This is a genomic window from Sphingomonas hankookensis (genome assembly GCF_001619955.1).
In the GTDB taxonomy this organism is placed as follows: Bacteria; Pseudomonadota; Alphaproteobacteria; order Sphingomonadales; family Sphingomonadaceae; genus Sphingomonas; species Sphingomonas hankookensis_A.
Map to the genome: position 1 here is coordinate 55,961 of NZ_LQQO01000005.1, position 21,857 is coordinate 77,817.

The following is a 21,857-nucleotide window of genomic DNA, read 5'->3' on the forward strand; positions in this document are numbered from 1 at the left end:
CAATACATTGGTAAGCACCTTGTTCCGACGAAGCGTTGCCTATCTGCGCCCGCCTCCCCAAATGGCGCTTGCCATGCCTCCCGAAACCATTTCCGCCTCCGGTCCGACCCGACCGATGCTGGCGACGCTCCGCCGTTTCCTTCCCTATCTCTGGCCCGCTGGGGCGCCGGGGCTGAAGGCGCGCATCATCGCCGCGCTGCTGCTGGTCGTCGCGTCGAAGCTGGTGCAGGTCTATGGCGCGCCGTTCGCATTGCAGGGGGCGATCGACACCATGGCGGCGGGATCGCGCGATGCGCTGTGGCTGGTGGTGGCGCTGGTCGCGGGCTATGCGGCGGCGCGCTTCGGCGGCACGCTGTTCGACAATCTGCGCAACGTCGTGTTCGAACGCGTCGGACAGGACGCGACGCGGCGGCTGGCGGCATCGGTGTTCCGCCACCTCCATGCCCTGTCGCTGCGCTTCCACCTCGAACGGCGCACCGGCGCGGTGACGAAAGTGGTCGAGCGCGGGACCAAGAGCATCGACACGATGCTGTATTTCCTGCTGTTCAACATCGCGCCGACCATTCTCGAACTGACGCTGGTCCTGTCGATCTTCGGCACGCGCTTCGGCGGGTGGCTGGTCGGCGGCACGGTGGCGATGGTGGTATTCTACATCGTCTTCACCCGCTGGGTCACCGACTGGCGCTCGGCACTTCGCGAACGGATGAACGACCTCGACACCGGCGCCGTGGCGCATGCGGTCGACTCGCTGCTGAATTTCGAGACGGTCAAATATTTCGGCGCGGAGGAGCGTGAGGCGCAGCGCTACGACCGCGCCATCGCCGGCTATGCCGATGCGGCGGTGAAGTCCGAAAACTCGCTGGCGCTGCTCAATATCGGGCAGGCGCTGATCACCGCGTTGATGCTCGGCGGCGGCATGGCGCTGATCGTGTTCGGGTGGTCGAGCGGGCGCTTTTCCCCAGGCGACGTGGTGCTGGTGTCGACGCTGCTCACCCAGTTGTTCCGCCCGCTCGACCTGCTCGGCATGGTCTATCGCACCGTCCGGCAGGGGGTGGTCGACATGGGCGCGATGTTCGACCTGATCGATGCGCCCGCCGAGATCGTCGATGTGGCCAACGCTCCGCCAATGACCGTCACGCGCGGTCATGTCCGCTTCGAAGGGGTCGGCTTCGACTATGGTGATGGGCGGCAGATATTGAACGGTATCGACCTCGACATTCCGCCGGGCACCACGCTGGCGGTGGTCGGGCCGTCGGGGGCGGGCAAGTCGACGCTCGCGCGGCTGCTGTTCCGCTTCTACGATCCCACCGCCGGGCGGATCACGATCGACGGACAGGATATCGCCCAGGTGGCGCAGGCATCGCTGCGCAGCGCGATCGGCATCGTGCCGCAGGATACCGTGCTGTTCAACGACACGATCGGCTACAACATCGCCTATGGCCGCGCCGATGCGACGGCGGCCGAGATCGCCGAGGCAGCCCGCGGCGCATCGATCGCGCCGTTCATCGCCAGCCTGCCCGACCGCTACGACACCCGGGTCGGCGAACGGGGCCTGAAACTGTCGGGCGGTGAGAAGCAGCGCGTGGCGATCGCCCGCACCCTGCTCAAGAACCCGCCGGTCCTGATCCTCGACGAAGCGACCAGCGCGCTCGACAGCCGGACCGAGGCCGACATCCTCGACACGCTGGAGGCGATCGAGCGCGGGCGCACGACCATCGTCATCGCCCACCGCCTGTCGACCGTGGTCCATGCCGACCGCATCGTCGTGCTGGAGGGGGGACGCGTGGTCGAAAGCGGATCGCATGCCGACCTGCTGCGCCTGGGCGGCACCTATGCCGAGATGTGGGCGCGACAGGCGGCGGAGCGCGAGGCCGCGCTGGCCGAGGCGTAACCGCTTTGTCGTATGCGATGGACACTCCACCGCGCTGACGCGTATCCCCGACGCATTGCGGGAGGAAGACGCATGAAGGATACCCTGAAGAAGGCGGCGACCACGACCGCATGGGTCGGCGGCGCGCTGGCGCTGTGGACCACGCTGGCGGCCGGCGCGTCGGAGATGCTGGTCCCGGCGGATGGCGATTTCGTCGACGTGCCCGGCGCGCGGCTGCACTATGTCGATACCGGCGGCGACGGCCCGGCGATCTTGCTGCTCCACGGCATCTACGGCCAGCTGCGCAACTTCACCTATGCGCTGACCGATCAGCTGAAGGACCACCGACTGATCGTGGTCGACCGGCCCGGCTGGGGCCATTCGACCGTCGAGGGCGAGCATCCCACGATCGAGACGCAGGCGCGGATGGTCGCCGACCTGATCGATGCGCTCGGCCTCGACCGTCCGCTGCTGGTCGGGCATTCGATGGGCGGCGCGGTCGCGCTGGCGATGGCGGTGAACCAGCCGGCCAAGATCCGCGGCGTCGCGCTAATCGCCCCGCTGACCCAGCGGGTGACCGAAATGCCGGGCGTGTTCCGGGGCAAGGCCCCGCCCGCGGCCGTGCGCGGCCTCGCCGCGTGGACGGTCGGCGTACCGCTGACCACGCTGACCGGGCCGGCGGTGTCGAAACAGGTGTTCGCGCCCGATGCCGTGCCGATGGATTTCGGCACGCGCGGCGGGGGCCTCGCCGCGCTGCGCCCGTCGAGCTTCGAGGCGGGCGCCGTCGAGCTGCGCGACGCCAACCGCGCGCTGTCGACGATGATCCCGCGCTACGGTGCGATCAAACTGCCGGTCGTCATCCTCTATGGTCGCGACGACGAACTGCTCGACCCGCACAGCCAAGGCGACGTTACCGCCGGGGAAATTCCGGGCGCCGTGCTGACGAAGATCGGCGGCGGGCACATGATCCCGGTGACCCACCCGGCCGAAACCGCCGCGTGGCTGCGCACGGCGGCAGCGGCGTGAAGCGGCGGGCGCTGCTGCTCGCCGTCCTGCTCGGCGGGTGCAGCGCCTATGGCGACGGGATGGGCGATATCCTGCGCGGCACCGGCATCGCCGCGCGCGAGCCGACCTATGACGTGCCCTATGTCCCGACCCCCGAACCGGTGGTCGATGCGATGCTTGCCCTGGCGGAGGTCGGCCCCACCGACACGTTGATCGACCTCGGCTCGGGCGACGGCCGCATCGCCATCGCCGCTGCCCGCCTGGGTGCGAATGCGCGTGGCGTCGAGATCGACACGACATTGGTCGAGCGTGCGCGCCGCAATGCTGCGCTCCACGGGCTACAGGACCGCGCCCGCTTTTCCGCCGCCAACCTGTTCGACACGCCGCTGCGCGATGCCAGCGTGGTGACGATGTACCTGCTGCCGCGCATCAACATGGCGCTGCGTCCGCAGCTGTTGACCGAACTCCGCCCCGGCACGCGCATCGTCACCCATGCGTTCGATATGGGCGACTGGCAGGCGGACGAATGGGGCCTCGTCGCCGAACGCTCCATCTACCTCTACATCGTGCCGGCCGTCGCCGGCGGCAATTGGCGGATGACCCTGCCCGACGGGCGTTCGGGAGTGCTACACCTCGACCAGCGGTTCCAGTTCGTGACGGGCAGCTTCGACGGAAAGCTTGTCGCCGGCCGGCTGCGCGGCACCGAACTGGACGTCGTGATCGACGGCGCCAGCTACACCGGCTCGGTCGGTGAGGCAGCCATCACCGGCAAGGGCTGGCGCGCGACGCGGGTCGACTGACCACCCCTCGACGCGCCCGCCCCGCATCCCTAGGTGAGGCCCGATGGCGCTCGACCCGATCCCCGTATTGCAATCGACCTTCGGCTTTCCCGACTTTCGCGGCGTCCAGCGGCAGGTGGTCGACCGGGTGCTAGGCGGGCGGCGCACGCTGGCGGTGATGCCGACCGGTGCCGGCAAGTCGCTGACCTATCAGCTGCCGGCGCAGATGCTGCCGGGCACTTGCGTCGTCGTGTCGCCGCTGATCGCGCTGATGCACGACCAGCTGCGCGCCGCGACCGCCGTCGGCATCCGCGCTGCGACGCTGACCAGCGCCGACGACAACCGGGCCGAGACGCGCGGCCGGTTCCTCGATGGCGAGCTGGACCTGCTCTACGTCGCGCCCGAACGCGCATCGGGCAGCGATTTCCGCGAGTTGCTGTCGCGCGGCAACCTGTCGTTGTTCGCGATCGACGAGGCGCATTGCGTCAGCGAATGGGGCCACGACTTCCGCCCCGATTACCGCCTGCTGCGCCCGCTGTTCGACCAGTTTCCCGATGTGCCGCGCCTCGCACTCACCGCGACCGCCGACGCGCATACCCGCGCCGACATCCTCGAACAGCTGGGCATCCCGCAGGACGGGCTGATCGTCGCCGGGTTCGACCGGCCCAATATCCGCTACCATATCACCCCGCGCGATCAGGGCACGCGCCAGATCGCCGACGTCATCGCCGCCACCCCCGGCCCCGGCATCGTCTATGTCCAGTCGCGCGCCGGCACCGAAAAGCTGGCCGAGGCGCTGGCCAGGACCGGCCGCCCGGTCCGCGTCTATCATGCCGGACTCGACCCCGCCGTCCGCCAGCGCAACCAGCATGATTTCGTCGCGTCCGAAGACATGGTGATGGTCGCGACCATCGCCTTCGGCATGGGCATCGACAAGCCCGACGTGCGCTTCGTCGCCCATGCCGGGCTGCCGAAATCGATCGAGGCCTATTATCAGGAAACCGGCCGTGCGGGCCGCGACGGCGATCCGGCGGTGGCGCATCTGTTCTGGGGCGCCGACGACTTCGCCCGCGCCCGCCAGCGGATCGGCGAGGTCGAACCGGCGCGCCAGCCGGGCGAACGCCAGCGGCTGAATGCCCTGGGCGCGCTGGTCGAGACCGCCGGGTGCCGCCGCGCGATGCTGCTGCGCCATTTCGGCGAACAGCCGGGCGACTATTGCGGGAATTGCGACAATTGCCTGTCGCCGCCCAACGCGGTCGACGCGACCGAACTGGCGCAGAAATATCTGTCCGCCGTGTTCCGCACCGGGATGATGTTCGGCGCGACCTATATCGAACAGGTGCTGACCGGTCAGTCGACCGAACGCAGCCTGATGAACGGGCACGAACAGCTGTCGGTGTGGAACATCGTCGATGGCGACGACGTCGCGTTGCTCAAACCGGTCGGCCGCGCGCTGCAGCTGCGCGACGCATTGCGTGCCAACGATCATGGCGGGCTGGAATTCGGCCCCGCTGCGCGCGGGCTGCTGAAGGGCGGCGACACGCTGTCGATGATCGTGCCGCCCAAGCGCGAACGGCGCCGGCGCGGCGGCGGCTCCGCCACCCCCAACCCGACCGGCGATCCGCTGTTCGAGGCGCTGCGCGCCAAGCGCCGCGAACTGGCGCAGGAGGCCGGGGTGCCGCCCTATGTCATCTTCCACGATTCGGTGTTGCGCGAAATGGCGGCGGACCGGCCGCAGACGATCGGCGGCATGCGGCGGATCACCGGTGTGGGCGAGAAGAAGCTGCAAGCGTACGGGGACGCGTTCCTGAGCGTCATCAAGCAGCACTAAATTCCTCCCCACAACGTGAGGAGGGGGACCGCTCGCGCAGCGAGTGGTGGAGGGGGGAAGCGGCAAGCGCAACCTCTTTGGCCCTCGCCCCTCCACCAGCCTGCGGCTGGTCCCCCTCCCCACGTTGTGGGGAGGATTTGCTTGGGACGACCCGCCCCGCTATCTTCCCCCCATGCACATCCGCCGTATCGACGACCGCATTTCGGTCAGCCCGCAGATCACCGCCGACGATGTCGCGACGCTGAAGGCGCAAGGCTTCACCACCATCGTCAACAACCGCCCCGATGACGAGGAAGCGGGCCAGCCCGCCGGCGACGCGATCGCGGACGCGGCGGCAGCGGCGGGGCTGGCCTATCACGCGATCCCGATCACCCATGCCGGGTTCAGCCACCCGCAGTTGGACGCGATGGCGCAGATCCTCGAGCAGGCGGACGGCCCGATCCTCGCCTATTGCCGCTCGGGCACGCGGTCGTGCAATTTGTGGGCGCTCGCCAGCGCCAAGCAGGGTGGCGACCCCGCCCATCTGGTCGCCTCGGGCGGTGCCGCCGGCTACGACCTGTCGGGAATCCGCCCGACGCTGGACGCCCTCGCCCGGGGCTGACGGCGCGACAGACGTCCCCCGCCATTGGGCCCGTTGCCATACCCCGGCAACGACGCGGCCCAGCGCGGGGGAACGCCTGCATGGATAAGCGGCATCCGTTCCGACATGCTTAATCGGCGGTACGTTAACGCACTGAACCGCTCCGGTTTCTGGCGTTAACCAAATCGCAACCCCCAGCCGGCAATTTCGTGCCTGTACCAATGGGGGTTCTGAACATGGGCATTAGTCAGAAAGGCGCCCGCTTCCTCTCGGAAAGCCGGGTGGAAGACGCAAGCGCAAACAACAGCACGGCGTGGTTCGATCTCGGCATCTGCTATTCCAGCGGTACCGGCGGGGCGATGATCGACCTGGTCGAGGCACATAAATGGTTCAACCTCGCCGCCATGTCGGGCGTCGAGGAAGCGCAGGCATGGCGCGCGGAAATCGCCTGCGACATGACTCCGCGCCAGATCGCCGATGCGCAGAAAGCGGCGCGGGCGTTTTTGCAGGCGGGCGCGCGGCCGAACTGATCGGCGCCGCTGACGGGTCCGGCTGCGACGGTTGACGCCGTCCGAGCCGGGGGCAGGCAACTCGTCGGCGACAAGCGCGAGACATTCTTCCGTTCGTCACCCCGGGCTTGACCCGGGGTGACGGGAATGGCTGGGGTCGCGTCTGCGACAATAGTCCCGTGACCAGCACAGAGCCGGGGTCACCTTACCCTTCCCTTCCGTCATTCCCGCGAAGGCGGGAATCCATAAGCACCGACGCCCGGACCCGATCCGCAACGCTTGCGCCTATGGACTCCCGCCTACGCGGGAGTGACGATTAGGCCTTGGCCGCCGGCTTCTTCGCCGGAGCCTTCTTCGCAGGCGCCTTCTTGGCGGGTGCATCCTTCGCCGCCGCCTTCTTCGGCGCGGCCTTCTTGGCCGCCGGCTTCTTCTTGCCCTTGGCCGGCGCCGCCGCCGCGCGGTCGTCGATCAGCTGCGCGGCTTCCTCCAGCGTCAGCGCGTTCGGCTCGACCGACTTCGGGATCGTCGCATTGGTCGTGCCATCGGTAACATAGGGGCCATAGCGCCCCTCCATCAGCTTGATCTCAAGCTCGGTGCGCGGATGGTTGCCCAGCACCTTGAGCGGTTCCTTCGCCGCGCCGCGCGCCGGTCGCCCGCCGCCCGCCGCCGCCTCGGCCAGCTTCACCACCGCCGCGTTCATGCCGGTTTCGAACACGTCCGCCGTCGACTGCAACCGCGCGTACTTGCCGGCGTGCTTCAGATACGGGCCATAGCGCCCGATCGCCGCCTCGATCGGTTCGCCCGTCTCCGGATGGTTGCCGATGGTGCGCGGCAGGCTCAGCAGCTTCAGCGCCCATTCGAGGTTCAGTTCGCCGATATCCTTGGGGATCGACGCGCGCTTGGCGTCCTTGCCCTCGCCCAGCTGGATGTACGGCCCGAACCGCCCCGACTTGCGCTCGACCTCCAGCCCCGTTTCCGGGTCCTTGCCCAGCGATTCCGGTCCGGTATCGCCACCATCCTCGCCGCCCGGCTGCGCGAAGCGGCGAGTGTACTTGCACTCGGGATAGTTGGAGCAGGCGATGAACGCGCCGAACTTGCCGCCACGCAGTGCCAGGCGTCCCTCGCCGCAATTCGGGCACAGCCGCGGATCGGTCCCGTCCGCCTTTTCGGGGAACAGGTACGATCCCAGAAACTGATCGAGCTCGGCGGTGATCGCGCTCGGCTGCTGTTCCATCACCTCCGACGTGCGCGGCTTGAAATCGCGCCAGAAGGCCTCGAGCACCGCCTGCCATTCGGCCCGCCCGCCCGACACGTCGTCCAGCTCTTCTTCCAACCCCGCCGTGAAGTCGTAGCCGACATATTTCTCGAAGAAGCGTTCGAGGAACGCGGTCAGCAACCGCCCGGTCTCTTCCGCGAAAAACCGGTTCTTCTCGACGCGGACATAGCCGCGATCCTTCAGCACCTGGATGATCGAGGCATAGGTCGACGGACGACCGATCCCCAGTTCCTCCAGCCGCTTGACCAGCGACGCTTCCGAGAAACGCGGCGGCGGCTGGGTGAAATGCTGTTCGGCGACCACGTCCTTCTTGGCCGGCGCATCGCCCGAGCGCAGCAGCGGCAGGCGGCGCGAATCCTCGTCCGCCGCGTCGTCGCGCCCTTCCTCGTACAGCGCGAGATAGCCGGGGAAGAGCACGACCTGGCCGGTGGCGCGTAAGGCCGTCTGCCCGGTCTGGTCCTCCAGCTCGACGGCGGTCCGCTCCATCCGCGCCGACGCCATCTGGCTGGCCAGCGCCCGCTTCCAGATCAGGTCGTACAGGCGGGCATGATCGCCCGACCCGGCGCGATCCTTCGAAAAATCGGTCGGGCGGATCGCCTCGTGCGCTTCCTGCGCATTCTTGGCCTTGGTCTGGTACTGGCGCGGTTTGTCAGGGACGTAGCTGCCGTCATAGCGGTTGGCGATCGCCCCGCGCGCGGCATCGATCGCCGACCCGTCCATCTGCACGCCGTCGGTCCGCATGTACGTGATCGCACCGTCCTCATAGAGCGACTGCGCCACCCGCATCGTGTGGCTGGCCGAGAAGCCCAGCTTGCGCGCGGCTTCCTGCTGCAGGGTCGAGGTGGTGAAGGGCGGCGGTGGATTGCGCGTCGCGGGCTTCGTCTCGACATTGACGACCGTAAAGCGACCATCGACCACCGCCGCCTTCGCGACCTCGGCCGACCCGGCATCGCCCAGCGACAGCTTGTCGAGCTTCTTGCCCTTGAGTTTCACGAGGCGCGCGTCGAACGGCGTGCCGTCGGCCTCCATCTTGGCAATGACCGACCAATATTCCTGCGCGATGAAGGTTTCGATCTCGCGCTCGCGCTCGACCAGCAGCCTGAGCGCCACCGACTGCACCCGGCCCGCCGACTTGGCACCCGGCAGCTTGCGCCACAGCACCGGCGACAGGGTGAACCCGACCAGATAGTCGAGCGCCCGCCGCGCCCGGTACGCATCGATCAGATCGGTATCGAGGTCGCGCGGAGCCTTCATCGCTGCCAGGATCGCCGGCTTGGTGATCGCGTTGAACGTGACCCGCTCGACTTCCTTGGGCAGCGCGCGACGCTTCTTCAGCACCTCCTGCACATGCCAGCTGATCGCCTCTCCCTCACGGTCAGGGTCGGTGGCGAGGATCAGGCGGTCGGCGGTCTTGGCGAGGTCGGTGATCGCCTTCAGCTGCTTCGTCTTGTCGGCGTACGTCTCCCAATCCATCGCGAAGCCGTCGTCCGGGTTCACCGACCCGTCCTTGGGCGGCAGGTCGCGGACATGGCCATAGGAGGCGAGGACGCGGTAATCGGACCCCAGATATTTTTCGATGGTCTTCGCCTTGGCGGGCGATTCGACGATGACGAGCTGCATGATGTGGCGGTCGGTCCTTGTGCGTACGTACGCGAGAGTGGGGAGGCAGGCACCGCTACGTCAAGCCGCAGGTTTTTAATGCCGTATGACGATCACGCCGCCACGCGTGCGGCCCAATCGTCCAACGCCGCCCAACCCAACGCCATTGCGATATTTTCCCGATGGTCCGCAAAGCTGAACCGTTCCGGATCGATCCGTTCGCCCCGTACCACATCCCAGATCGGACTGTGTCCGGCGGGATCATAGCGTCGGAAAGGACGGTCATGATCGGCATGATCTGGCGTGAACGCATGGGATCGCCTGGCCTGACCGCGTCGAACCATTCGATGTCGTTCCCCTGTCGGACCGTCCGTGACACCCGTCGCGACCGAATGGGTCAGTACCCACAGTACGGTATCGTGCGGATCGATCCGATCGGAACCGATGATATTCCGAGTCAACGTCGCGACCGGCACGGTGTGTTCGATGTGAACCGTCTGGCCTAGCGCCTTGGTGCCGCATCGCTCAGCTTCGGGCAGCCCCATGAAGTCTTCGGTACGATACAGCGCACCCGAGCACAGCGTACCCCCGCCGGCCTGGTAGCCAAATCGATTATGGATGTGGCGGACGTCGATGTTGCGAATATCGTTACCGTGCAGCCGGACACATTGCGGCGTGCCGATCGTCCGGCGGATTCGCTCGCCCTCGCGCTGCCAGAACGCCCGAGCCCTGCGACCCTCCGCTCGTGCCAAATCAACCGTCATGCTATTCTCCAACCGTTCCGGCCAGCATGAGGGCGGGGCCCCAAACAAACGATCAAACGCTACGCCAAGCCGACCCGCCCCCCGGCGTGCCGCTCCAGCCGCCCGGCCAGCTCCAGTTCGAGCAGCACCGTCTGCACCACCATCGTCGGACAGCCCGACTGCCGCACCAGTTCGTCGACCGCCACTGGCACCGGTCCCAGCAGCCCGGCGATCCGCGCACGCTCCGCCTCGCTCGCGTCCGCCGCCACCGGCTCGGGCCGATAGCCCGATCCCGGCGAGCGCACCGCCCGCGCGTCGATCGGCCGCAGCATCTCCGCCACGTCCGCCGCATTCTGGACCAGGGTCGCGCCCTCGCGGATCAGCGCGTTGCACCCCTGCGCCCGCGGGTCGAGCGGCGATCCGGGCACCGCCATCACCTCGCGCCCCGCCTCCCCCGCCAGCCGGGCGGTGATCAGCGACCCGGACCGGGGTGCCGCCTCCACCACTACCGTCCCCAGCGACAGGCCGGCGATGATCCGGTTGCGCGACGGGAAATGGCGGGCCAGCGGCTGCGTCCCCGGCGGCTGTTCGGCGACCAGCAGCCCGCGCGTGGCGACGTCCTCCTGCAACGCGGCATTCTCCGGCGGGAACACCACGTCGATGCCGCTCGCGATCACCCCGATCGTGGCATGGCCGATCGCCCCCTGATGCACCGCCGTGTCGATCCCGCGCGCCAGTCCCGACACGACGACATAACCCGCCGCGCCCAGTTCCTCGGCCAGCCCGCGCGCGAAGCGGCACGCCGCCGCCGACGCGTTGCGCGCCCCGACCATCGCCACCGCCGGCCGCGCCAGCAGCGACAGCTCGCCCCGGACGATCAGCGCGGGCGGCGCGCTATCGATCTCCGCCAGCAGCGCGGGATAGTCCGGGTCGCCGAGCAGCAGGTATCGCCCACCCAGGGCGCGAACGGTCGCGATCTCGCGCCGCACGACGCTCTCGTCCGCGAGCGCCGGCGCCCGACCACCGCCCCGCGCCGCCAGCATCGGCAACGCCTCGATCGCCGCCACCGCATCGCCATAGCGTTCGATCAGCGCGCGAAACGTGACCGGGCCGATATTGGCCGACCGGATCAGCCGCAGCGCCGCGAACCGGGCGGCGTTCTGGTCGGCGGCGCCGGGTCGCTCGCCTACCGACCCTTCACCCACGCTTGCGGCCGATCCTCGGCTCCGTCCCCGCCACCAGCCGCTCGATATTCTCGCGATGCTTCCACAGCACGATCAGCGCGAGGCCGAGGAACAGCACCACCAGGTCGAACCGGCCGAGCGCCGCCGCCGCGACCGGCGCGGCGACCGCCGCCGCCATGCCCGCGACCGACGAAATGCGGATCGTCGCCAGCAACCCCAGCCACACGACCGCATAGACCAGCCCCGCCATCGGGCTGAGCGCCACCACGACGCCCATCATCGTCGCCACGCCCTTGCCACCCCGGAACCGCAGCCACAGCGGATAGCAATGGCCGACGAACGCCGCCGCACCCGCGACCAGTTCCTCACCCGGAAACCACGCCGCGACGATCCACACCGCCGCCGCGCCCTTCAACAGGTCGAGCAGCAGCGTCGCCGCCGCCAGCCCCTTGCGCCCGGTACGCAGCACGTTGGTCGCGCCGATATTGCCCGACCCGATGGAGCGCAGATCGCCCGCCCCGGCGATCCGCGTGAGCAAAATGCCCCACGGGATCGATCCGAGCAGATAGCCGATCAGCAACGCCGCCACCGGCGGGAACCAGAGAATTTCGCTCGGCAGGATCGCCCCCGTGTAACTTGCCGTCTGTGCCATGCAGGGTAAGGGGTTCGGCGGCGGCTTGCAACGCGGCGAGCGGCGGCTACGGGACCATCCATGACCGAAACGGCGCAACCGATCCTGTTCTTCGATTCGGGCGTCGGCGGCCTGTCGGTCGTGGCGCCCACCCGTGCCCTGCTGCCGACCGCGCCGATCGTCTATGCCGCCGACTCGGCGGGCTTCCCCTATGGCACCCGGACCGAGGGCGAAATCGCCGCGCGGGTGCCCGCGCTGCTCGGCCGGCTGGTCGAGCGCTATCGCCCGCGCCTCGTCGTCATCGCCTGCAACACCGCCTCGACCATCGCGCTGCCGGTGGTGCGCGCCGCGCTCGACGTGCCGGTCGTCGGCACCGTGCCCGCGATCAAGGTCGCGGCGGGGTTGAGCGGCACCCGAGTGATCGGCGTGCTGGGCACGCAGGCCACGGTGCGCCAGCCCTATGTCGACGACCTCGCCACCCGCTTCGCCGCCGATTGCACCGTGCTGCGCCACGGATCGGCGGCGCTGGTCGAACTGGCGGAGGGCGCGCTGGCCGGCACCCCGCCCCCGCGCGACGCCATCGCGCGCGAACTGGCCGGGCTGTTCGATCAACCGGGCGGCGACCGGATCGACGTCATCGTCAACGCCTGCACCCATTTCCCCCTGCTGGCCGACGCGATGCTGGCCGTCGCGCCGCATATCGCGTTCGTCGATGGCGGCCCCGGCATCGCCCGGCGCATCGTCGCGCTGACGCAGGGACAGGCGTTCCCCGCGACTCCGGTTCCCGGCCGGCTCGTCTTCACCAGGCTTGGCGAGCGCGAACGCACCATCGCGGCGGGGCTGGAGTCGCAGGGCTTCGCTTCGGTCGAGGCGCTGTAGACCTGTTCTGGTCCGTCGCCCCAGCGAAGGCTGGGGCCTTCTGCGGCGAGGCGCGCGCTTCGTCGCCGGGAGATCCCAGCCTTCGCTGGGATGACGAAGGAGAAAAACCGCCCCCCTTGGACAATATGTCCAACCCCGCCGATCACCATAACCGCTTTTATCCGCTGGAAACGGGCCGCCCCAACAGGTACACCCCCGCCCCATGAGCATCGACGCAGTTCCGGCCCGCTCGGTCGATTACAACCGTGTCTTCGCACAGGCGATCGACCGCCTGCACGAGGAAGGGCGCTACCGCGTCTTCATCGACATCCTGCGCAACAAGGGGCAATTCCCCAATGCGCGCTGCTTCGCCGGGCATAACGGGCCGAAGCCGATCACCGTATGGTGCTCGAACGACTATCTGGCGATGGGCCAGCATCCCGCTGTCATCGCCGCGATGGAGGAAGCGCTGCACGATGTCGGCGCAGGGTCGGGCGGCACCCGCAATATCGGCGGCAACACCCACTATCACATCGATCTCGAAGGCGAACTGGCCGACCTGCACGACAAGGAAGCGGCACTGCTGTTCACGTCGGGCTATGTCTCGAACGAAGCGACGCTGTCGACGCTGGCGCGCATCCTGCCCGGCTGCATCGTCTTTTCCGACGAACTGAACCACGCGTCGATGATCGCCGGCATCCGCCATTCGGGCTGCGAAAAGCGGGTGTTCCGCCACAACGACCTGGCGCATCTCGAGGAACTGCTCGCCGCCGAAGACCCGGCGGTGCCCAAGCTGATCGCGTTCGAAAGCGTCTATTCGATGGACGGTGACGTCGCGCCGATCCACGCGATCTGCGACCTTGCCGACAAATACAACGCGCTGACCTATCTCGACGAGGTCCATGCCGTCGGCATGTACGGGGCGCGCGGCGGCGGCATTTCCGAACGCGACGAAGCTGCATCGCGCCTGACGATCATCGAAGGGACGCTGGGCAAGGCGTTCGGCGTGATGGGCGGCTATATCGCCGCCGACCGCACCGTCATCGACGTCATCCGCTCCTATGCGCCGGGCTTCATCTTCACGACCTCGCTGTCGCCGGTGCTGGTCGCAGGCGCCTTGGCCAGCGTCCGCCACCTGAAGGCATCGCCCGCCGAGCGCGACGGGCAACAGGCCGCCGCCGCGATGCTGAAGGTGCTGTTCGCCGAAGCCGGGCTGCCGGTGATGGACACCACCACCCATATCGTGCCGCTGATGGTCGGCGATCCGGTCAAGGCCAAGCGGATCAGCGACATATTGCTCCGCGAATATGGCGTGTACGTGCAGCCGATCAATTACCCGACCGTCCCGCGCGGCACCGAACGGTTGCGCTTCACCCCCGGCCCGGCGCATGACGAGGCGATGATGCGTGAACTCACCGCCGCGCTGGTCGAAATCTGGGGCCGCCTCGAACTGAAGAAAGCCGCGTAACAATCCTCCCCGGCACGGGGAGGGGGCCAGCGAAGCTGGTGGCGGGGGCGGTCGGCATACGTAGCGGTTGCGTTGCGGGGCCATCTCCCTCCACCATCGCCTCCGGCGACGGTTCCCCTCCCCGTACCGGGGAGGATTCGTCCCTACACCGCGACCCGGTTACCCCCCGACAGCATCGCCCCCTGCAGCTTCGCGCGGGCCTCCTCGATCACCCATTCGATGTCGTTGCCCTGATCGGACACCATCGCCGCCGATGCGGTGACGGTGCCGATCGCCTCGCCCGACTCGCGCAGCTTGAACTTGCGCCGCTCCAGCAATTGCAGCGCCTCCTCCGCCCGCGCGCGCACCGCGGTCATCGTCTGCCCCGGAATGGCGACGATGAACTCGTTACCGGCCCAGCGGATCGCCTCATGTTCGGGAAAGGTATTGGCCAATTTGCTGGCAAAGGCGTTCAGGATGTTGTCGCCGACCGAATTGCCATATTCGCGGTTGATCCCGACCAGCCGGTCGATCCCGAACATCAGCAGGACATAACGCTGGTCGCCCGTCGCGACCTGGTCCAGCACGCGCCGCGCGCCGGTCTGGTTCAGCGCCTTGGTCAATTCGTCATGCTCGGCATCGACCACGCCGACGCCGCCCGCCTCGATCCGCGCCGTCAGGGCCGCCACCTGTTCGCGCAGCGCGGCCAGGCCCTGCTCGGTCGTGCTCAACCGCTCCGCGACCGACGGATCGGGCGCCGCCACGCCGCCATTCCTCGCCCAATCGGCGATACCGGACGCATGGACCTTCGCCAATTCGGCGAACTTCGCATCGGTCAGTTGCGCGTCATCGACCGCGGCAACGACCTCTTCGTACAACGGATGGTACGATCTGGACAGATGAACGAGCGCGGTCTGATAATTGACCGCGCTCGGTTCAAGTCGATGATATTGCAAAAAGGCCAGCGCATTGCGTGCCTGATCGAATTCTATCCGCATGAACACACCGATATCGGGGGTTATTTGCCTCTTAAATCAGCGAACTACACGCAAAATACGGCAAGTTCGTTAATGCGCGCGACTCATGACTGAGCCAGCAGCCCCGCGCATAGCGTCAGCGCCGCCAGACCGACCGACAACGGCACGCGCAGCCGCATCCACCACGGCGGAACATGGCCTGCGCGCACCAGCGCCATATCGACCAGCAGCGATCCGAGCAGCCCGGCGGCGACGATCGCCGCGCCCGACAGGACCGAGGTGAACAGCACCGCGCCCGCCGCCAGCGCGACCAGCGACGGCACCACCGCGATCGCCAGCCACAGCGTCAGCGCCGCCCCGCTCAGCCGCGCCGCCGCCGCGCCCCACCACATGCCGCCCAGGAAGCTCAGGATCAGCGCGGCGTAGAACAGCCCCAGCGCATTGGCCGCGCCGCCCTTGGCCGGGTCGAGCAACCGCCAGGCGATGCCGATGGCCGGCGGCAGCAACCCGGCATAGCCCAGCGCCAGCGCCGCCACCGGCGGCCGCGCCCGGATCGGGGTCGATGCGGCCATGGGATCAGTCACGGCAATAGCCTTCGCTCGGCTTGACGGTCAGGCAGTCCTTCTTGCCCGCCAGCCATTTAAGGCCGGTGGCATCGCCGTCGCTCGGCCGCAGCAGCAGCGTTTCGCCGCCGCGCTGGAACCGGATGCCTTCGGGCGTGATCGTGCCGGTATAGGTGCCCTTGTTGTCGAGGTCGTACTGCATCTCCAGCTTGACCTCGCCCTGCGCCGGTTCGGTGACGTTCAGGTACATACCCTCCACCCCGATCCAGCGGCCGAGATAATGGTTGGCGCCCAGCGTCGCGGTGGCGGTGGCGGTCGGCGTCGGGGTCGGGGTCGGGCTGGGTGCGCGCGGCGGCACCGGGGCGGGCAGCGGCGTCGCGGCGCTGTTCTCGATCTCGGCCTGGGTCGCGGCCCCTTCGCTGCGTCGCTCGTCGGCGCCGCACGCGCTCAACGCCAAAGCCGCTACGATGATCGTTCCACGCATCCCTTCATCCTTTCCTGCCTGTCGTTGGACACAGCCTAGCGCTGCCGTATCCCGACCGCTAGAAGCGGCGCCATGGCCCGCATCGCACTCGCATCCGACCACGCCGCCCTGACGCTCAAGGCAGAACTCGCCACTTGGTTGCACGACCAGGGGCACGAAGTCGCCGATCTGGGGCCGCACGACACGACCAGCGTCGATTATCCCGACTATGGCTACAAGCTCGCTCAAGCGGTTAGCGGCGGCGAGGCCGATTTCGGCGTCGCCTTGTGTGGATCGGGTATCGGCATCTCGATCGCGGTCAATCGCGTGGCCGGCTGCCGCTGCGCGCTCGTGTCCGAACCGCTGTCGGCGTCGCTGGCGCGCGAACATAACGATGCGAACGTCATCGCGATGGGCGCCCGGCTGATCGGCGCCGAGATGGCGAAGGCCTGCCTCACCGCCTTCCTCGCCACCCCGTTCGGCGGCGACCGCCACCAGCGCCGCGTCGACAAGCTCGGCAATCCGCCGGCCTGATCGGGCGTCGACGACCGCCTCTTACCGTCACCCCGGGCTTGACCCGGGGTCCCGCTTCTTCTCGACGGCAGTAAAAAGCGGGACCCCGGATCAAGTCCGGGGTGACGACGGATAGGGAAGCGCGGAACACCGCCGAAACCCGATTCCCCGGGTGGCAATTCGATGACACCCGGACAAAGGGTCCAAACGTCATCAGAACAAGGATCGTGATCGATCAAGGAAGGTCATCTACAAGAAGCGCAGCGTAGTCGCGTAGCCGACGCTACGCGCAAGCAAGCGACGCGGTGGATGACCTTCCTTGATCGACCGCGGAGCGGCGGGCGGATTTTGCTGCCAAGCGGCGTCGCGCGTCGGTCACGATGCTGGAGCATCGCTCCGCTCCTTGCTCCTTGCCTGGCAGCAAAATCCGCTCCGTCACGACCTTGTTCTGATGACGTTTGGACCCTAAAGCGCGCGCGACCTCTTTCTCAGCGGGAGCCGCGCCCCATGACCGACCAGTTCCGCCCCGACGGTTTCTTCGAAACCAGCCTCGCCGATGCCGACCCCGCCGTGTTCGCCGGCGTCACCCACGAACTGGAGCGCGAGCGCTACCAGATCGAGCTGATCGCGTCGGAAAACATCGTGTCGAAGGCGGTGCTTGAGGCGCAAGGCTCGGTCTTCACCAACAAGTACGCCGAGGGCTATCCCGGCAAGCGTTACTATCAGGGCTGCCACCCCTCGGACGAGGTCGAGCAGCTGGCGATCGACCGCGCCAAGCAGCTGTTCGGCTGCGGCTTCGTCAACGTCCAACCGCATTCGGGTGCGCAGGCGAACGGCGCGGTGATGCTGGCGCTGACCAAGCCCGGCGACACGATCATGGGCATGAGCCTCGACGCCGGCGGTCACCTGACGCATGGTGCCAAGGCGGCGATGTCGGGCAAGTGGTTCAACGCGGTCCAGTACGGCGTCGACCGCGAGACGCACCTGATCGATTACGATCAGGTCGCGGCGCTCGCCCGCGAACACCGTCCGACGCTCATCATCGCCGGCGGTTCGGCCTATCCGCGCCATATCGACTTCGCCAAGTTCCGCGCGATCGCCGATGAAGTCGGCGCCAAGTTCATGGTCGACATGGCGCATTTCGCCGGCATCGTCGCTGCGGGCCTGCACCCGACCCCGTTCGGCCATGCCGATGTTGTCACCACCACCACGCACAAGACGCTGCGCGGCCCGCGCGGCGGCATGGTGCTGACCAACGACGAAGCCATCGCCAAGAAGATCAACTCGGCGGTGTTCCCGGGGCTGCAGGGTGGCCCGCTGATGCACGTGATCGCGGCCAAGGCGGTCGCGTTCGGCGAAGCGCTGCGGCCTGAGTTCAAGGACTATATCCGCGCCGTCGTCGAAAATGCGCAGGTGCTGGCCGCCACCCTCAAGGATCGCGGTGCGAACATCGTCGCGGGCGGCACCGACACCCACCTCGCGCTGATCGACCTCACCCCGCTTGGCGTCACCGGCAAGGATGCCGACGAAGCGCTGGAGCGTGCGGCGATCACTTGCAACAAGAACGGCATCCCGTTCGATCCCCTCCCCCCGGTCAAGACCAGCGGCATCCGCGTCGGGTCGCCCGCCGGCACCACCCGCGGCTTCGGCAAGGCCGAATTCGCCGAGATCGGCCACATGGTCGCCGACGTGCTCGACGGCCTGCGCAACAAGGGCGAGGCCGGGGACCCTGCCGTCGAGGCGGACGTTAAGGCACGGGTTCGGGCGCTGTGCGAGCGGTTCCCGATCTATCCGGGTCTGTAAGGAGTTCGAAAGATGCAGGACAAGTCGGTCGGCAAGAGCATGGCGAAATGGGGTGCTCTGGGCGCAGTGATCGCGATTCCGGTTCCCTTTGTCGGTCCGCTGATCGGCGCCGCCGCCGGCGCCGGCTATGCTTATTACAAGGCGAACAAGAAGCCGCGCTACTGACGCGGCACCCCGCCCGCGCCGCCAAATGGTGGCGCGGGCGGTTTTTCCAGGAAGATCGATGCGCTGTCCCTTCTGCGCCCATGAAGACAGTCAGGTAAAAGACAGCCGCCCCAGCGACGACGGCGCCGCCATCCGCCGCCGCCGACAATGTTCGGGCTGCGGCGCGCGCTTCACCACCTTCGAACGCATCCAGCTGCGCGACCTGACCGTCGTGAAGTCCGGCGACCGCCGCCAGGCCTTCGACCGCGACAAGCTGCTCCGCTCGGTCGCCACCGCCTGTCGCAAGCGGCCGATCACCCCGGCACAGGTCGAACGGCTGGTGTCAGGCATACAGCGGCAACTGGAGACCACCGGCGACAGCGAAGTCCCCTCGGGCCGGATTGGCGAACTGGTGATGGAAGGGCTGCAGGGTCTCGATCCCGTCGCGTACATCCGCTTCGCCAGCGTCTACAAGGACTTCCGCGAGGCGAAGGATTTCGAGGAATTTGCGGGCACGGTCGGGGATGCGGCAAAGGGGTAACCCCCCTGCCCTGCCCCTGCCCCTGCCCCTGCCCCTGCCCACTCCGTTCAGTTCGAGCAGCTTCGAGCCTGTCGAGAAGAGGGGTAGGTCGCTTGGGGCACCCCCTTCCCCCCATCCGGTTCGGGCAGTAGGACATCAGCCTTCCCGCCACCGTTCGTCCTGAGTAGCGGCTGAGCGAAGTCGAAGACGCGTATCGAAGGACCGCCATGAGTTTCGCCACGTACATGCTCCATTGCGCCGACGGAAAATATTATGTCGGGCATACGGACGATCTGGAACGGCGGATCGCACAGCATCAGTCCGGCGAAATTCCGGGTTTTACTGCCAGCCGGCTGCCCGTCGAACTGGTCTGGAGCGAGAGCTTCCCCACGCGCGAGGAAGCAGTCGCCGCCGAAACCCGCCTGAAGGGATGGTCGCGTGCGAAGAAAAAAGCGCTGATAGGTGCCGATTGGGCTACCGTCAGCGCGCTTGCCCGCAAGTCCTTCGATACGGGTCTTCGACAGGCTCAGCCCCTACTCAGGACAAACGGCGAGAAAGCCGAAGATGTCGGGAAGCCACCCGTCATCGTCCTCGTCCGCCCGCAACTCGGCCAGAATATCGGCAAGGCCGCGCGCGCCATGCTGAACTTCGGCCTCGTCGAAATGCGCCTCGTCGCCCCGCGCGACGGCTGGCCCAATCCCGAAGCCGGCCCCGCCGCCAGCGGCGCCGACCAGGTGCTGCGTGACGCCACCGTCTACGACACCGTCGCCGAAGCGGTCGCCGACTGCGCGCATGTCTACGCCACCACCGTCCGCAAGCGCGGCATCACCAAGCCGGTCGTCACCCCAGAAGCCGCCGCGCAGGCGATCCGCGCCGAACCGGGCCGCTCGGCGATCCTGTTCGGCCCCGAACGCTCCGGCCTCGAAACCGACGACGTCGCGCTGGCCCGCACCATCCTGACCGTACCGATCAACCCCGAATTCGGCTCGCTCAACCTCGCCCAGGCGGTGATCCTCGTCGCGTACGAATGGTCGAAGGGCGAAGGGCTGGCCAGCCCGCCGACCGTCGACCTGGGCGCCCCCGCCCCGCACCAGGAGTTGGAGGGCATGATCGGCCAGCTCGACGACATGCTGGAAGCCGCGCGCTTCTTCTATCCCCCCGAACGCGCGGCGACCTCGCGCCGGACGCTCAGGACGCTGCTGACGAAGGCCGGCTGGACGTCGCAGGAAGTGCGGACGATGCGCGGGGTGCTGTCGGCGCTGGATGGGGCGAAACGGCGGCGATAATACTCGAAATCCGTTCGGTTCGAGCAGGTTCGAGCTTGTCGAGAAGCGTCCGTCGAGAACGCGCCGCTTGGGGCACCCCCTTCTCGACTACGGTTCTCGACAGGCTCGAACCTGCGCTCGAAGCAAACGGAGTAGGGAATGGGAAAGGACCTACCCCCGCATAGCGTCGAACCGCGCCAACTCATACGCGATCGACCCCTCGACCAGCCGCTCCCACAGCTCCGCCACGACATCCTCCGGCACGCCCATCGCGACCGCCGCCGCCCGCGCGTTCGCAATGACCTCAGCCTTGCGCCCCTCGTCCCGCACCGCCTCGCGCCCCGGCTTGATCCGCGCCGCCGCGTCCATATAGGCAAAGCGCCGGGCCAGCAGCGCGACCAGTTCGCGGTCGAGGGCGTCCACGCCGGCGCGGACTTCGGTCATGGTGGTGCACTGGGGGCCGGGAAGGATCGTCATGGCCGAATGCTGTGGCGTGCCACGCCCGCCCTGTCCAGCTTGACTCCTTGCACGCACCCGGCTAACCGCGCCGCTTCGCAATTCGGCCCCGCATTCCCGGTGAAGCGGTGGCCCCGACCCAGGTCGGAGGCGAAGACCGGGAGCCGCGATCGTCCCCGGACGGTCAAACGTCATACCAGATTGCATTGGAAATACCCATGTCGAAGCGCTCCAGCGCCAAGTACAAGCTCGATCGCCGCCTTGGCGAGAATATCTGGGGTCGTCCCAAGAGCCCGGTGAACAAGCGTGAATATGGCCCCGGCCAGCACGGTCAGCGTCGCAAGGGCAAGATGTCGGACTTCGGCATCCAGCTGCGCGCGAAGCAGAAGCTGAAGGGCTATTACGGCGACGTCACCGAAAAGCAGTTCAAGCGCACCTATGAAGAAGCGTCGCGCATGAAGGGCGACACCGGTCAGAACCTGATCGGCCTGCTCGAACAGCGCCTCGACATGATCGTGTACCGTGCGAAGTTCGCGCCGACCGTGTTCGCCGCGCGCCAGCTGGTCAGCCACGGCCACGTCCGCGTCAACGGCGTGAAGTGCAACATCGCGTCGCGCCGCTGCTATGTCGGCGACGAAATCTCGCTGGGCACCAAGGCGCAGGAAATGGCGCTGGTCCTCGAAGCGCAGACCCTCGCCGAGCGTGACGTGCCCGAGTACATCGGCACCGACGGCACCAAGGTCACCTTCACCCGCGTTCCGACGCTGGACGAAGTGCCCTATCCGGTGAAGATGGAACCGAACCTGGTGGTGGAATTCTACTCGCGCTGACGTCGCGCTGA

At 67.8% G+C, this 21,857-nt stretch carries 22 protein-coding genes; 14 read left to right on the forward strand and 8 right to left on the reverse strand.

All coding sequences use genetic code 11. The features are described 5' to 3' along the window. Positions 1-73: 73 nt before the first annotated feature. From AVT10_RS04415 to AVT10_RS04440, 6 genes are all read left to right on the forward strand, one after another. Positions 74-1,891 (forward strand): ABCB family ABC transporter ATP-binding protein/permease, encoded by a 1,818-nt coding sequence (locus tag AVT10_RS04415; RefSeq protein ID WP_198158497.1) that lies wholly within the window; start codon positions 74-76, stop codon positions 1,889-1,891. A 72-nt stretch (positions 1,892-1,963) separates the two neighbouring features. Beyond that, positions 1,964-2,896: an alpha/beta fold hydrolase gene (locus AVT10_RS04420; RefSeq protein ID WP_066688766.1), complete on the forward strand. Its 933-nt coding sequence runs from the start codon at positions 1,964-1,966 to the stop codon at positions 2,894-2,896. Further along, entirely contained in the window at positions 2,869-3,675 is an 807-nt protein-coding gene (locus tag AVT10_RS04425; RefSeq protein ID WP_066688768.1) for a class I SAM-dependent methyltransferase, read from the forward strand. Before AVT10_RS04420 ends, AVT10_RS04425 begins: the two co-directional genes overlap by 28 nt. Before the next feature lie 43 nt (positions 3,676-3,718). After that, positions 3,719-5,485 carry a DNA helicase RecQ gene (gene recQ / locus AVT10_RS04430; RefSeq protein WP_066688770.1) on the forward strand — a complete coding sequence of 589 codons (1,767 nt, stop codon included), beginning with the start codon at positions 3,719-3,721 and terminating at the stop codon, positions 5,483-5,485. 172 nt (positions 5,486-5,657) lie between these two features. Further along, positions 5,658-6,086 carry a TIGR01244 family sulfur transferase gene (locus AVT10_RS04435; RefSeq protein ID WP_066688771.1) on the forward strand — a complete coding sequence of 143 codons (429 nt, stop codon included), beginning with the start codon at positions 5,658-5,660 and terminating at the stop codon, positions 6,084-6,086. Positions 6,087-6,301: 215 nt separating this feature from the next. Then, positions 6,302-6,595, forward strand: a complete 294-nt coding sequence (locus AVT10_RS04440; RefSeq protein WP_066688985.1) for an SEL1-like repeat protein — start codon at positions 6,302-6,304, stop codon at positions 6,593-6,595. Between the two features lie 295 nt (positions 6,596-6,890). Here the strand turns inward: AVT10_RS04440 and topA are convergent, their stop codons facing one another. From topA to plsY, 4 genes are all read right to left on the reverse strand, one after another. Next, positions 6,891-9,470: a type I DNA topoisomerase gene (topA, locus tag AVT10_RS04445; protein WP_066688772.1), complete on the reverse strand. Its 2,580-nt coding sequence runs from the start codon at positions 9,468-9,470 to the stop codon at positions 6,891-6,893. 92 nt (positions 9,471-9,562) lie between these two features. After that, positions 9,563-10,213 (reverse strand): hypothetical protein, encoded by a 651-nt coding sequence (locus tag AVT10_RS04450; protein WP_066688773.1) that lies wholly within the window; start codon positions 10,211-10,213, stop codon positions 9,563-9,565. A 59-nt stretch (positions 10,214-10,272) separates the two neighbouring features. Next, positions 10,273-11,397 carry a DNA-processing protein DprA gene (gene dprA / locus AVT10_RS04455; protein ID WP_066688776.1) on the reverse strand — a complete coding sequence of 375 codons (1,125 nt, stop codon included), beginning with the start codon at positions 11,395-11,397 and terminating at the stop codon, positions 10,273-10,275. Next, positions 11,390-12,028 carry a glycerol-3-phosphate 1-O-acyltransferase PlsY gene (gene plsY / locus AVT10_RS04460; protein ID WP_084401340.1) on the reverse strand — a complete coding sequence of 213 codons (639 nt, stop codon included), beginning with the start codon at positions 12,026-12,028 and terminating at the stop codon, positions 11,390-11,392. The genes dprA and plsY overlap by 8 nt, the downstream gene beginning before the upstream one ends. Positions 12,029-12,088: 60 nt before the next feature. Here plsY and murI point away from each other — a divergent pair, with 60 nt between their 5' ends. Both murI and hemA read left to right on the forward strand, forming a co-directional pair. After that, positions 12,089-12,886 (forward strand): glutamate racemase, encoded by a 798-nt coding sequence (gene murI, locus AVT10_RS04465; RefSeq protein ID WP_066688779.1) that lies wholly within the window; start codon positions 12,089-12,091, stop codon positions 12,884-12,886. A gap of 202 nt (positions 12,887-13,088) precedes the next feature. Continuing rightward, positions 13,089-14,333 (forward strand): 5-aminolevulinate synthase, encoded by a 1,245-nt coding sequence (gene hemA / locus AVT10_RS04470; protein WP_066688783.1) that lies wholly within the window; start codon positions 13,089-13,091, stop codon positions 14,331-14,333. Positions 14,334-14,476: 143 nt separating this feature from the next. Here the strand turns inward: hemA and AVT10_RS04475 are convergent, their stop codons facing one another. The 3 genes from AVT10_RS04475 to AVT10_RS04485 all read right to left on the reverse strand — a co-directional run bounded on the left by AVT10_RS04475 (position 14,477) and on the right by AVT10_RS04485 (position 16,336). Then, complete coding sequence (locus tag AVT10_RS04475) at positions 14,477-15,310, reverse strand: GGDEF domain-containing protein (RefSeq protein WP_066688785.1); 834 nt, start codon at positions 15,308-15,310, stop codon at positions 14,477-14,479. Between the two features lie 83 nt (positions 15,311-15,393). Next, a complete protein-coding gene (locus AVT10_RS04480; RefSeq protein WP_066688787.1) occupies positions 15,394-15,861 on the reverse strand; it encodes a DUF3429 domain-containing protein in 468 nt (155 codons plus the stop codon). A 4-nt stretch (positions 15,862-15,865) separates the two neighbouring features. Beyond that, positions 15,866-16,336: a hypothetical protein gene (locus AVT10_RS04485; protein WP_126014000.1), complete on the reverse strand. Its 471-nt coding sequence runs from the start codon at positions 16,334-16,336 to the stop codon at positions 15,866-15,868. A 72-nt stretch (positions 16,337-16,408) separates the two neighbouring features. Between AVT10_RS04485 and rpiB the strand changes: the two genes are divergently transcribed. The 5 genes from rpiB to AVT10_RS04505 all read left to right on the forward strand — a co-directional run bounded on the left by rpiB (position 16,409) and on the right by AVT10_RS04505 (position 20,581). Continuing rightward, positions 16,409-16,849 (forward strand): ribose 5-phosphate isomerase B, encoded by a 441-nt coding sequence (rpiB, locus tag AVT10_RS04490; protein ID WP_066688791.1) that lies wholly within the window; start codon positions 16,409-16,411, stop codon positions 16,847-16,849. A 486-nt stretch (positions 16,850-17,335) separates the two neighbouring features. Continuing rightward, entirely contained in the window at positions 17,336-18,631 is a 1,296-nt protein-coding gene (gene glyA, locus AVT10_RS04495) for a serine hydroxymethyltransferase (RefSeq protein ID WP_066688792.1), read from the forward strand. A gap of 12 nt (positions 18,632-18,643) precedes the next feature. Further along, positions 18,644-18,796 (forward strand): hypothetical protein, encoded by a 153-nt coding sequence (locus AVT10_RS18495; RefSeq protein ID WP_164523862.1) that lies wholly within the window; start codon positions 18,644-18,646, stop codon positions 18,794-18,796. A 58-nt stretch (positions 18,797-18,854) separates the two neighbouring features. Then, complete coding sequence (nrdR, locus tag AVT10_RS04500) at positions 18,855-19,316, forward strand: transcriptional regulator NrdR (protein WP_066688793.1); 462 nt, start codon at positions 18,855-18,857, stop codon at positions 19,314-19,316. 206 nt (positions 19,317-19,522) lie between these two features. Next, the gene (locus AVT10_RS04505) at positions 19,523-20,581 is read left to right on the forward strand and encodes a TrmH family RNA methyltransferase (RefSeq protein WP_084401341.1); all 1,059 of its coding nucleotides are present in this window, start codon (positions 19,523-19,525) and stop codon (positions 20,579-20,581) included. Between the two features lie 150 nt (positions 20,582-20,731). Here AVT10_RS04505 and AVT10_RS04510 read toward each other — a convergent pair whose 3' ends face one another. Then, positions 20,732-21,037, reverse strand: a complete 306-nt coding sequence (locus AVT10_RS04510) for a chorismate mutase (RefSeq protein WP_066688797.1) — start codon at positions 21,035-21,037, stop codon at positions 20,732-20,734. Positions 21,038-21,234: 197 nt separating this feature from the next. On the opposite strand from AVT10_RS04510, the gene rpsD reads away from it, so the two are divergent. Next, the gene (rpsD, locus tag AVT10_RS04515) at positions 21,235-21,846 is read left to right on the forward strand and encodes a 30S ribosomal protein S4 (protein WP_066688799.1); all 612 of its coding nucleotides are present in this window, start codon (positions 21,235-21,237) and stop codon (positions 21,844-21,846) included. The last annotated feature ends 11 nt before the right edge of the window (positions 21,847-21,857 follow it).